Annotated in this window: 10 protein-coding genes; all 10 read left to right on the top strand. The window is 43.4% G+C overall.

Translation table 11 applies throughout. From position 1 onward, the window contains the following. Positions 1 to 55 precede the first annotated feature (55 nt). The 10 genes from OGM16_15810 to OGM16_15765 all read left to right on the top strand — a co-directional run bounded on the left by OGM16_15810 (position 56) and on the right by OGM16_15765 (position 12,115). The gene (locus tag OGM16_15810; GenBank protein ID UYJ46241.1) at positions 56 to 937 is read left to right on the top strand and encodes a branched-chain amino acid ABC transporter permease; all 882 of its coding nucleotides are present in this window, start codon (positions 56 to 58) and stop codon (positions 935 to 937) included. Between the two features lie 8 nt (positions 938 to 945). Then, entirely contained in the window at positions 946 to 2,016 is a 1,071-nt protein-coding gene (locus tag OGM16_15805; protein UYJ46240.1) for a branched-chain amino acid ABC transporter permease, read from the top strand. A gap of 1 nt (position 2,017) precedes the next feature. Continuing rightward, complete coding sequence (locus tag OGM16_15800; protein ID UYJ46239.1) at positions 2,018 to 2,776, top strand: ABC transporter ATP-binding protein; 759 nt, start codon at positions 2,018 to 2,020, stop codon at positions 2,774 to 2,776. 14 nt (positions 2,777 to 2,790) lie between these two features. After that, positions 2,791 to 3,501, top strand: a complete 711-nt coding sequence (locus OGM16_15795; GenBank protein ID UYJ46238.1) for an ABC transporter ATP-binding protein — start codon at positions 2,791 to 2,793, stop codon at positions 3,499 to 3,501. A gap of 121 nt (positions 3,502 to 3,622) precedes the next feature. Beyond that, a complete protein-coding gene (spoIVA, locus tag OGM16_15790; GenBank protein UYJ46237.1) occupies positions 3,623 to 5,104 on the top strand; it encodes a stage IV sporulation protein A in 1,482 nt (493 codons plus the stop codon). Positions 5,105 to 5,421: 317 nt separating this feature from the next. Next, a complete protein-coding gene (locus tag OGM16_15785) occupies positions 5,422 to 7,029 on the top strand; it encodes an MBL fold metallo-hydrolase (protein ID UYJ46236.1) in 1,608 nt (535 codons plus the stop codon). Between the two features lie 54 nt (positions 7,030 to 7,083). Continuing rightward, on the top strand, positions 7,084 to 7,566 hold the full coding sequence (gene rnhA, locus OGM16_15780) for a ribonuclease HI (protein UYJ46235.1): 483 nt from the start codon (positions 7,084 to 7,086) through the stop codon (positions 7,564 to 7,566). A gap of 170 nt (positions 7,567 to 7,736) precedes the next feature. Further along, the gene (locus OGM16_15775; GenBank protein ID UYJ46234.1) at positions 7,737 to 8,381 is read left to right on the top strand and encodes a DUF1311 domain-containing protein; all 645 of its coding nucleotides are present in this window, start codon (positions 7,737 to 7,739) and stop codon (positions 8,379 to 8,381) included. Between the two features lie 306 nt (positions 8,382 to 8,687). After that, on the top strand, positions 8,688 to 9,965 hold the full coding sequence (locus OGM16_15770) for a citrate transporter (protein UYJ46233.1): 1,278 nt from the start codon (positions 8,688 to 8,690) through the stop codon (positions 9,963 to 9,965). 20 nt (positions 9,966 to 9,985) lie between these two features. Continuing rightward, positions 9,986 to 12,115, top strand: a complete 2,130-nt coding sequence (locus OGM16_15765) for a hydantoinase/oxoprolinase family protein (GenBank protein ID UYJ46232.1) — start codon at positions 9,986 to 9,988, stop codon at positions 12,113 to 12,115. The last annotated feature ends 4 nt before the right edge of the window (positions 12,116 to 12,119 follow it).

Here is a 12,119-nt window from a genome sequence, read left to right as displayed (position 1 = left end):
TATAAAACGGGGTTTCAAAGTGAAGACTTTCAATATTCAATGAAGAGGTGTATGTATGAGCTTTATCAACTATTTGATCAATGGCGTCAGCCTGGGTAGTGTATATGCGATCATCGCACTGGGATATACCATGGTTTATGGTATTGCGAAGATGCTGAATTTCGCTCATGGTGATATTATTATGATAGGAAGCTATGTTGTATTTGTCACGGTCAGCTCCATGGGACTTCCTCCTGTGTTAGGCGTCCTGCTGGCAGTAGCAGCATGCACATTGTTAGGTGTTGTCATTGAACGTGTGGCATACAAGCCCTTACGTAATGCTTCGCCTCTTGCTGTACTGATCACAGCCATCGGTGTCAGCTATCTGCTCCAGAATGTAGCACTGCTGATCTTTGGCGCTGATACAAAATCGTTTACTTCTGTTGTAAAGATCCCGGCATTAAAGCTGGCAGGCGGCCAGTTAAATATTACCGGAGAGACCATTGCAACTATCCTTTCCTGTATTGTGATCATGGTATGCCTGATGGCATTTATTAACCGTACAAGAGCAGGACAGGCCATGTTAGCTGTTTCAGAAGATAAGGGCGCAGCAACCTTAATGGGTATTAATGTAAATGGTACGATTGCACTGACATTTGCTATTGGTTCTGCATTAGCAGCCATTGCAGGCGTACTGTTGTGTTCTGCTTATCCGTCCTTAACCCCATATACAGGTTCCATGCCAGGCATCAAGGCATTTGTGGCAGCTGTATTTGGCGGTATCGGATCGATCCCGGGCGCTTTTATTGGCGGCGTTCTTTTAGGTGTGATCGAGATCCTCTCCAAGGCGTATATTTCTTCACAGCTTTCAGATGCCATTGTGTTCTCGGTACTTATTATTGTACTGTTAGTAAAACCCACCGGTATTCTTGGCAAGAAGATCAGTGAGAAAGTGTAGGTGCGGGTATGAAAAGTAAAGCAAAGCAGAAGACATTTATCAATAATATGATCACATATGCTATTGTAGTAGTGGCATATATTGTTGTACAGATCTTAATGGGTACCGGACATATGTCCAGTCTGATGAAAGGACTTTTGGTCCCTTTCTGTATCTATGTGATCATGACAGTTTCATTAAACCTGACAGTAGGTATCCTGGGAGAGTTAAGCCTTGGACATGCCGGATTTATGTGTGTAGGTGCTTTTTCCGGGGCATTGTTTTCAAAGTGCATGAAGGGTGCTATTGACCCAACGGTCTCTCTGGTGATCGCAGTGATCATCGGAGCAGCAGTGGCAGCTGTTTTCGGCGTTCTTATCGGTATTCCGGTACTGCGCTTAAAGGGCGACTATCTGGCTATTGTAACTCTGGCTTTTGGTGAGATCATTAAAAATATCATCAATGCTGTATATTTGGGAAGAGATGGATCCGGTTTCCATATTTCATTAAAGGATTCCATGTCTTTAAAAATGGATGCTGATGGCGAGGTGCTGATCAAGGGAGCACAGGGTATTACCGGTACGCCTCAGGCAGCAACCTTTACTATTGGTGTGATCCTGGTACTTATTACTTTATTTATTGTAATGAATCTGGTTAATTCCCGTACCGGCCGTGCCATCATGGCTATCCGTGACAACCGTATTGCAGCAGAATCCATTGGTATCAATATTACAAAATACAAACTGATGGCATTTAGCATTTCCGCAGGTCTTGCAGGCGTGGCAGGCGTTCTCTATGCGCATAACCTGACAACACTTACTGCTCTGCCGAAGAACTTTGGTTATAATATGTCTATTATGATCCTTGTTTATGTAGTCCTTGGGGGTATTGGAAGCATCCGTGGTTCTGTGATCGCTACAGTTATCCTGTATCTCCTTCCTGAGATGCTTCGAGGACTGAGTAATTACCGTATGCTGATGTACGCTATCGTGCTGATTTTAGCAATGCTGTTTAACTCTGCACCTCAGTTTGTAGTGCTCCGTGAGAGGCTGTTTGCTGCATTAAAGGGAAATAAGAAACCGGCAAAGGAGGCAAAATAATATGGCATTACTGGAAGTAAAGAATTTAAGTATATCCTTTGGCGGCTTAAAGGCAGTTGATAATTTCCACGTTGAGATCGAAAAAGGACAGCTGTACGGTCTTATCGGTCCAAACGGTGCTGGAAAAACTACCATTTTCAACCTTCTTACAGGTGTATATAAGCCAAATGCAGGAAGCATTGTCTTAGATGATACCAATATTACAGGTAAGAGTACCATTGAGATCAATCAGGCCGGTATTGCAAGAACTTTCCAGAATATCCGTCTTTTCAAGGATATGTCCGTTCTTGACAATGTAAAAGCTGGTCTTCACAATCATCACAAATATTCTACAGTAGAAGGTATTTTCCGTCTTCCAAGATATTACAAGATCGAAAAAGAGATGGACGAAGAGGCCATGAGCCTGTTAAAGGTATTTGACCTGGATAAAGAATGTGACTTCAAGGCTTCTAACTTACCTTATGGTAAGCAGAGAAAGTTAGAGATCGCAAGAGCGCTGGCAACAGAACCAAAGCTTCTTCTGTTAGATGAGCCGGCAGCCGGCATGAACCCTAACGAGACAGCGGAACTGATGGAAACCATCCGTTTTGTACGTGACAATTTTGATATGACGGTACTTCTTATTGAGCATGATATGAAACTGGTAAGCGGTATCTGTGAGAAACTGACGGTTTTAAACTTCGGACAGGTCTTAAGAGAAGGGGCTACCAGTGACGTACTGCATGATCCGGAAGTGATCAAGGCATATCTGGGTGAATAAGGAGGAGAGATACGATGGCAATGCTTGAAGTAAAAGACCTGGAAGTATACTATGGTGTGATCCAGGCTTTAAAAGGAATCTCCTTTGATGTAGAGCAGGGAGACATTGTGGCACTGATCGGTGCCAATGGTGCAGGAAAGACTACCACTCTGCATACCATTACAGGTCTGTTAAATGCAAAAGCGGGAAAGATCATTTACGACGGAAAAGATATTACCCATATTCCAGGTTATAAGCTGGTAAGTATGGGGATTGCCCATGTTCCGGAAGGACGCCGTGTGTTTGCCACTCTTTCTGTATTGCAAAATCTGATGATGGGCGCATATACCCGCAGGGATAAAAATGAGATCGAAGAGACATTAAAAATGATCTACAAGCGTTTCCCACGTCTGGAGGAAAGAAAGAACCAGTTGGCGGGAACCTTATCCGGCGGCGAGCAGCAGATGCTTGCCATGGGCCGTGCTCTTATGAGCCATCCGAAGGTAATGGTACTGGATGAGCCGTCCATGGGACTTTCACCTATCTATGTAAATGAGATTTTTGATATTATCCAGCAGATCAATAAAGACGGCACCACCGTTCTTTTGGTAGAGCAGAATGCAAAGAAAGCTCTTTCTATTGCAAACAAGGCGTATGTTCTGGAAACAGGAACCATTGCCCTTTCCGGTGATGCAAAAGAACTGATGAACAATGACCGTGTAAAGAAAGCTTATTTAAGCGAATAATGTTTTGACAGGGCTGTAAATTTCAGGCAGTATCCTGGTAGAAAAAAGAATAAAAAGAATAAAAAGAATACCCCCGGCATATGTTGTAGAAAATAGCATAAAAGTGCAAGGGGGTATTTTTATGGACAATTTTAATGTATACAAAGATATTCAGGCCAGAACAAAAGGCGAGATATACATAGGCGTAGTGGGTCCGGTGCGTACGGGAAAGTCTACGTTTATCAAGCGTTTTATGGAGCTTGCAGTGCTTCCGGCTATGGAAGATGAAAGCTTAAAGGCGGTTAGTACCGATGAATTGCCTCAGAGTGCAGGGGGGAAGACGGTGATGACTACAGAGCCTAAATTCATCCCAAAAGAGGCAGTTCAGATCACGTTGGGAGACGGGATCCAGGCGAAAGTGCGCCTGATCGACTGCGTTGGTTATATGGTAGATGGAGCAGCAGGCCATGTGGAAAACGGGGAAGAGCGGATGGTAAAAACGCCCTGGTCAGAAAAAGAGATCCCTTTTACCCAGGCGGCCCAGATCGGGACCAGAAAGGTGATCGGAGACCATTCTACCATTGGTATCGTAGTAACTACGGATGGATCCATTGGAGAGTTAAAACGATCTGCCTACATAGATGCGGAAAAGCAGACGGTAGATGAACTTAAAAAACTGGGAAAACCATTTATCCTTCTTTTGAATTCCACAAAGCCCCATTCAGATGAGGTTTTAAAGCTGGCAGAGCAGCTGTCAGAGGAATATGAGGTGACGGTTCTTCCTGTGAGCTGTGAACAGCTGAAAAAAGAGGATATATTTCATATTCTGGAAAGTGTCCTGAAAGAATTTCCTGTGACAGAACTGGATTTTCATATTCCTAAGTGGCTGGAGGTTTTACCGGCGTCCCACTGGCTTAAGACCCAGGTGATAGATCTGGCAAAAGAACTGTTAAAGAAGGTCAGCCATATGAAAGATGCGGCAGTCCAGGTAAAGGCTTTTGAAAAGCAGTCAGGTCCTGTGGAAAAAATCCTTATAGAAAAAATGGAAATGGCAGATGGCACGGTTTCCTTACAGGTTCAGATGGATGACAGTTATTATTATCAGATATTAAGTGATTATGTAGGATTACCCATTGAAGGGGAGTATCAGCTGATGCAGACCCTAAGTACATTGGCAGGCATGCAGAAGGAGTATGACAAAATTAAAGAGGCTCTGGCCCAGGCGAGATTAAAAGGATATGGAGTAATGATGCCCCAGAGAGATGAAATTCTTTTAGATGAGCCGGAAGTGATCCGGCATGGGAATAAATATGGCGTGAAAATGAAAGCCCAGGCTCCGTCTGTAAATCTGATCCGGGCCCAGATCGAGACAGAGATCGCGCCTATTGTAGGCAGCGAACAGCAGGCAAAAGATCTTATTGCCTATATAAATTCCAGTTCCAAAGATAACGAAGAAGGCATCTGGGACGCCAATATTTTTGGCAAGTCGATTGAGCAGATCGTAGAAGATGGCATTCAGGCGAAAATCTCACAAATGACAGACGAATGTCAGCAAAAGCTTCAGGATACTTTGCAGAAGATCATTAATGACAGTAATGGGGGCTTGATCTGCATCATCATATAATGAGTCCAAAAGAAAAACAAGCGACACCGAAGGTGGCATTTGTTTTTCTTGGACCATTAACGAACGAATCGCCTGCGAAAGCAGGCAGTAGAGCGCGAATGCGCGGGATTCGTGAGTATAAGATGTAATGAGTCCAAAAGAAAAACAAGCGTCTGCGCAGGCAGCATATGGGGAGTAAACAACATTATCAGAAAATTTGTACAATTTACGCAAAATGACTGAAAAAGATTGCAAATAAACATGCGCATGTGCTATACTATGGTTAGCAAAAACGAGCCTCTTAATGATAACAATAAAAAGGGGCAGCAGAGGGGAGAATGCTTATGAGACTGACCTTTATCGGAGCAGACCATGAAGTAACAGGCAGCTGCCATTTTCTGGAAGTGGGAGATACTAAGGTCCTTATTGACTGCGGTATGGAGCAGGGAAATAATCCCTATCAGAATGCGGAACTTCCGGTCAGCTACAGTGATATTGACTATGTATTTTTGACTCATGCCCATATTGATCATGCAGGAATGCTTCCCTGGATTTATGCCAGAGGCTTTAAGGGGCAGATCATCACTACTTATGCAACTGCAGATCTGTGTGGGATCATGCTTCGTGACAGTGCCCACATTCAGGAGATGGAGGCAGAGTGGCGAAACCGTAAAGCCCGGAGAGCAGGAAAAGCAGAGGTAGAAGCTCTTTATACCATGCAGGATGCAGAAGGTGTTTTAGGCCATTTTGAAGGTGTTGCCTACGGGCAGAAGTTTAAACTGAATGAAAATATCACTTTACGTTTTACAGATGTAGGTCATCTTCTTGGTTCTGCCTCTATTGAAATCTGGGCAACAGAGGGAGAAGAACAGCGTAAGATAGTCTTTTCCGGTGATATTGGAAACAAAAACAAACCACTGATTCGGGATCCACAGTATATTTCTGACGGCGATTATGTAGTTATGGAGTCTACCTATGGAAACCGTTATCACAAAAAGGGTGAAGACCATGTAGTTGGTCTGGCGCGTATTATCCAGGAGACCTTAGACCGTAAAGGTAATGTAGTGATTCCGGCCTTTGCTGTAGGCAGGACCCAGGAACTGCTGTACATGATCCGCCATATTAAAGAAAAAAAGCTGGTTACTGGCCATGATGGTTTCCAGGTATATGTGGATAGCCCGCTGGCAGTAGAGGCAACCCATGTATTTAAGCAGAACATGGTGGAATGTTATGATGAGGAAACAAAGGCACTGGTAGAACGTGGTATTAACCCGATTGATTTTCCGGGGCTGAAGCTTTCTGTTACCAGTGAAGAATCTAAAAATATCAACTTTGATATGACTCCGAAGGTGATCATTTCAGCGGCAGGTATGTGTGATGCAGGCCGTATCCGCCACCATTTAAAGCACAATCTGTGGCGGGAAGAGTGCAGTGTAGTATTTGCCGGATATCAGGCGGAAGGAACCTTAGGCCGCCTGCTTCAGGATGGCACGCCTGCTGTTAAGATCTTTGGTGAAGAGATCGATGTTAAGGCCCATATTGAGACTTTGGACGGTATTAGCGGCCATGCAGACAGAGATGGGCTTTTAACCTGGGCAGCTGCTTTTGAACAGAAACCCAAATATGTATTTGTGGTACATGGAAATGATGAGTCCTGTGAATCCCTGACAGATGCTTTGACAACGCAGCTTGGTCTTACAGCAAAAGCACCATATTCAGGTTCGGAATTTGACCTGATAAGGGGACTGTGGATCAGGGAGACAGAGCCTGTTTTAGTGGAGGCAGAGACTCAGGCAACCAGAAAGGCAACAGGCATTTATACCAGACTGGTGGATGCAGGACAGATGCTTATGGATGTGATCGCACGCAACCAGGGCGGTGCAAACCAGGATCTGAAACGTTTTACAGAGCAGATATTAGCTTTGTGCGAAAAATGGAACCGATAAGTATAACGGAAAATAACATATCGCTATATATGATAACAGCAGGAGTACAGGACAATGACAGAAGTAAAAATCTACACAGATGGATCAGCAAGAGGAAATCCGGATGGACCAGGAGGTTATGGTGTGGTCATGCATTATGTGGATAAAAGCGGCCAGTTACATGAAAAGACCTTATCCGCAGGTTATAAAAAGACCACAAATAACCGTATGGAGTTAATGGCAGCCATAGCAGGCTTAGAGGCTTTAAACCGCCCATGCAGGATAGAGTTATATTCAGATTCCAAGTACCTTACAGATGCCTTTAACCAGAACTGGATCAGTGGATGGATCGCTAAAGGCTGGAACCGCGGTAAAAGCGGTCCTGTAAAAAATATTGATCTGTGGAAACGTCTTTTAAAAGCAAAAGAGCAGCATCAGGTTACATTCATCTGGGTAAAAGGCCATGCCGGACATCCCCAGAATGAACGGTGTGACCAGTTGGCTACCACAGCAGCAGACGGAACTGATCTGATGGTAGATGAAGGATTATCCCTTTAATATATTTGAGCAGAGATGATCATCTCTGCTCAATTTTTACGCAAATCTTACAATATATTACTCCTTTTGGAATAGTATTCACAAGCGTCCGATTTTATGGTACTGTATGACTGGAAAATAATTACTGCCGGTAAAAGCAGTCCATAGATAACAGACAGGGATGTGAATATATGAAAGATAGAAGGATGTGGGTCATTATCGGCTGTATCCTGGTAGTAGGGATCGCCATTACCAGTTATACAAGCTCCGTTGTGAAAAGAACTTCCCAGGAACAGCAGGTACAGGTGCTTTCGACAGATACTGCAAAGAAAGCCATTGGAAAAGAGAAAGAACTTCAGGCTGTTCCTGAAGAGGTGGGAGAAAAAAGCCGGGGATCTTTGCAGGAAAAAGAAGTAACCGGTGAGGAGACTGCTCTGGCAGAAGATGAAGGGGCAGAGGTGCAGTCTGTTGAGACAAAAGAGGAAAGTTATACAGAACGCCTGAAAAAATTAGACAGCCAGATACAAAAGACAAGGGAACAGGATACAGACTCAAATGTTTATTCCGCAAAAACATCTGCAGAAACAGAATTAAAAATGTGGGATGGGGAATTAAATGCTGTATATAATGCCTTATTAGAGGCTCTTTCCCAGGAAGAAGCTTTAAAGCTTGCAAATGAAGAAAAAGACTGGCTGAAAAAAAGAGAATCTGATGCAGCTGACAGCTCCGGCAAAACGGGAAATGGCTTATCCTATGCTTCCAGCATGGTAAACCAGACCAGAGAACGTGCCTATGAGCTGGCAAAGCGGTATGATGAACTGGCAGGAAAAGATTAAAAAATAAAAAAGAAGAAGAGAAAAAATGACTCCGGCTTTGGTTCCGGAGTCATTTTTTATGCAAAGCAACTGATATATCAGTGATAAAAACATAAGAGGAATGGAAAAGAGGATGTAAAGCAAAAATGTAAAATAAAGAGTGTGAAACAGCGTTAAGAAAGTGTTAATTGTACAATATGCACAATAAAAGTGGATAAAAATAGGATAAATACCCATAGACAAAACTAATATATCAATGCTAATATATCAGTACTGATATATTAGTAAATTGCCGGTAAACCATAAAAAATCTAGGAGGTTAAGTGTATGAACATTCTTGCAGGTATTTTATTACTTATCACTTTTATCGGTCTTATCGTGTATTGCTTCAAAGGGGGCAATCTTCTGGTGGGATTTATTGTAACAGCGATCCTCTGGTGCATCATTGGTATGGTGCCGATCCAGACAGTAGTAACAGATGTATTCCAGAAGTCAGTAGAAAATTATGGAGCTACCATTGCGATCATCGTATTTGGTGCATGGTTCGGAAGGGTGCTGGTAGATACAGGCATTGCAGGTTATATTATTAAAAAGACAGTAGAGCTGGCTGGTGATAAACCTTTGATGACAGCAATCCTTTTAAATGTAGTTTGTGCCCTGATTTTCTGCAGCGCTTTTGGTGTTGGTTCTGTAATGGCTATTGGTATGATCGTTCTGCCGATCATGTTCTCTCTTGGTATTGATAAGAAAACCGCTTTAGGAGCTTATATGCTGGCTGTTGCTTCCGGCATGTACTTAAATATTGCTTATGTAAGCCAGTTCTTTGCGGTATTCCCGGATATTAAATATGATGATACATACATTCATTTTGCATTAATAGCAACAGCGATCAGTGTAGTGATCATGATCGTATTTATTGTATTTAACTTTATGAAGCAGGGAAAGTCCAGAGCATTTGCAGCTGCTTCCGCACCGGAAGCAAGAGAACTTCCATTTTACTGCATGATCGTTCCTTTTGTTCCGATCATTATGGTTTCTTTCTTTAAATGGCAGCCTGTACCTGCATTCTTACTGGGTATCTTTTTAGGTTTGTTATTTACCAGAAACATGACCAGCTATACAAAAGCAGTAGAAAAAGTACAGAAGACACTGTATGATGGTGTTGCAGATTCTGGTCTGTTGATCGGTATGTTATATGGTGTTAATATTTTTCAGGCTGCTGCGAAACAGGTAGCACCTATTCTCCAGAATTTGTTAGGAGGAATTATCCCACAGTCCCCAGTGGTATTATTAGTGGTATTCTGCGTAGTTGCTCCGCTGGCTCTCTTTAGAGGACCATTAATGATATGGGGCTCCGGTATTGCTCTTGCTTCTATTTTACAGGCTATGGGCGTATTTACAGAACCTTATCTGTTCATGCTGTTTTTAGTTCCGCCAGTTGCTATTGTTGCATCTTCCTGTCCGACCCAGTCCTGGACTATGTGGGCATTGAGCTATGCAAAACTGGAGCCAAAGACTTACATTAAGACCAATCTTCCATGGGGCTGGCTGGCAATGGTTCTTATTGAAGTTCTTGGGTATGTGGTATACAGCAGTACTTTGTAAAATAGGAGGATAAGAAGATTATGGCAAAACGTGCGATCAGGATCGGGATCGATGTAGGAGGCACTCATACAAAGGCAGTGGCTATTGATAATGCCACTAATGAGATCGTGGGAAAAGGTTCTGTCATGACCACTCATTTTGCAAAAGAGGGAGTGGCAAAGGGCGTTGTGGATTCCTTCCAGAAATGTCTTGAGTCCAGTAACATCAGTCCTGACGAGGTGATTTTTATTGCCCACAGTACTACTCAGGCTACCAATGCTCTTCTAGAAGGTGATGTGGCAGATGTAGGCGTTGTAGGTATTGGCAAAGGTGGTATTGAAGGCTGGCTGGCAAAGCGTCAGACCAAAATCCCGGATATTGATCTGGGAACTGGAAAATTTATTAAAATACATTCAGCATTTATGAAGTCCAAAGATATGAATACGGAATCTGTTAAACAGGTGATCCAGAGCCTTTATGATCAGGGAGACCGTGTGATCGTGGCTTCCAAGGCTTTTGGTGTAGATAATATGACAGAAGAAAAAATGGTGGCAGAAATAGCAGAGTCTATGGGACTTCCGGCTTCTATGGCATCTGACATCACAAAACTTTATGGCCTGACAACAAGAACACGTACAGCGGCTTTAAATGCCAGTATTCTTCCGAAGATGATGGAAACCGCCAACAGTACAGAATCCTCTGTGCGTTCTACAGGAGTAAAAGTGCCTCTTATGATCATGCGAGGTGATGGAGGCGTAATGGAAGTTGGCGAAATGAAAAAACGTCCGGTTCTGACTATGCTTTCAGGTCCTGCAGCTTCTGTGATTGGAGCATTGATGTATCTTCGGGCCTCCAATGGTATTTATTTTGAAGTAGGAGGAACTTCTACAAATATCGGCGTTATTAAAAATGGACGTCCGGCAGTAGATTATGCTATTATTGGCGGTCACCGCACCTATGTAAATTCTCTGGATGTGCGTGTGCTTGGTGTAGCAGGAGGTTCTATGGTCAGAGCCGGAAAAGGTGGCATTGTAGATGTAGGTCCGCGTTCTGCCCACATAGCAAATGTGGGATATGCCTGCTTTACAGACCCTGAGCTTTTTGAAGGGGCGAGCCTTTACTATATGCAGCCAAGAGAAAATGACCCAAGTGATTATGTGGCTATCCGCCTGAACAACGGGGAATCTGTTACTATTACCAATACATGTGCAGCTAATGTGCTGGGAATACTGGCAGAGGGAGATTATGCCAGAGGCAATGTAGAATCTGCTACGAAGGCAATAAAGCTGCTGGCAGATGAAGTGGGAATGTCCGTTCAGGATACCGCAAGGACCATTCTTCAAAAATCTACAGATAAGATCAAGCCTGTGATCGAAGATCTGATCAGCAAGTATAAGATAGAACGGGATCAGATCGTGCTGGTAGGAGCTGGCGGCGGTGCAGGAACTCTTCTTACTTTTACTGCTAATGATATGGGATTTAAGTATCAGATACCAGAGAATGCAGAGGTCATCTCATCAATCGGTGTGGCACTTGCCATGGTCCGTGAAATGGTAGAAAGAACCATTCCGAACCCTACAGCCCAGGATATTGCCCAGCTGAAAAAAGAGGCAAAAGAACTGGCAATGAATTCCGGTGCAGTGGAAGACAGTATTGAAGTATACGTAGAGATCGATGAGCAGGCCCAGAAGGTAACTGCTATTGCCATGGGCTCAACTGAAGTAAAAACTACAGATCTGATGAAAAACTGTGATGAAAAAGAGGCAGTTGCCATAGCAGCAGAGTCAGTAGGTGTTTCACCTTCAGAAGTAGAACTGGAGGCGACTAATGGACAGATCTTTGTGGTCACCTGTAAACAGGGCAATAGAAAACAGTTGCGTGTGATCGACAAAAAGGGCTTTATTAAGATACAGCGTTCCAATGGTGGCTGCGTAGTGACTACTATGGAAAATGCGGCAGAAGACTTAAAGAAGATATGGGATGCATCTTCTAACTTCTCATCTGAAGTACGTATCAATCCGGATGTATATGTAGTTGCAGGTTCCCGTGTTATTGACTATTCCGGCATTCCGGAATATGCCCAGGTCTCTGGGCTGATCCAGGCAGAGCTGGCAGATAAGGGACCGAAAGAGGAGATCATTTTAGTTCTTGCAAAGAATTCCTTAGGTTAAAGGA

This window comes from Lachnospiraceae bacterium, from assembly GCA_025758065.1.
Classification (GTDB): Bacteria; Bacillota; Clostridia; order Lachnospirales; family Lachnospiraceae; genus Enterocloster.
The sequence above is the reverse complement of the archived record's forward strand: the minus strand, read 5'-3'. Positions and strand labels throughout refer to the sequence as shown.

What these genes read in the sequence shown, in the direction of transcription:
- OGM16_15765 (UYJ46232.1), top strand. Translation starts at nt 9,986, where the DNA reads ATGGCAAAACGTGCGATCAGGATCGGGATCGATGTAGGAGGCACTCAT.
- OGM16_15800 (UYJ46239.1), top strand. Translation starts at nt 2,018, where the DNA reads ATGGCATTACTGGAAGTAAAGAATTTAAGTATATCCTTTGGCGGCTTA.
- OGM16_15775 (UYJ46234.1), top strand. Translation starts at nt 7,737, where the DNA reads ATGAAAGATAGAAGGATGTGGGTCATTATCGGCTGTATCCTGGTAGTA.
- OGM16_15770 (UYJ46233.1), top strand. Translation starts at nt 8,688, where the DNA reads ATGAACATTCTTGCAGGTATTTTATTACTTATCACTTTTATCGGTCTT.
- OGM16_15785 (UYJ46236.1), top strand. Translation starts at nt 5,422, where the DNA reads ATGCTTATGAGACTGACCTTTATCGGAGCAGACCATGAAGTAACAGGC.
- spoIVA (UYJ46237.1), top strand. Translation starts at nt 3,623, where the DNA reads ATGGACAATTTTAATGTATACAAAGATATTCAGGCCAGAACAAAAGGC.
- rnhA (UYJ46235.1), top strand. Translation starts at nt 7,084, where the DNA reads ATGACAGAAGTAAAAATCTACACAGATGGATCAGCAAGAGGAAATCCG.
- OGM16_15810 (UYJ46241.1), top strand. Translation starts at nt 56, where the DNA reads ATGAGCTTTATCAACTATTTGATCAATGGCGTCAGCCTGGGTAGTGTA.
- OGM16_15805 (UYJ46240.1), top strand. Translation starts at nt 946, where the DNA reads ATGAAAAGTAAAGCAAAGCAGAAGACATTTATCAATAATATGATCACA.
- OGM16_15795 (UYJ46238.1), top strand. Translation starts at nt 2,791, where the DNA reads ATGGCAATGCTTGAAGTAAAAGACCTGGAAGTATACTATGGTGTGATC.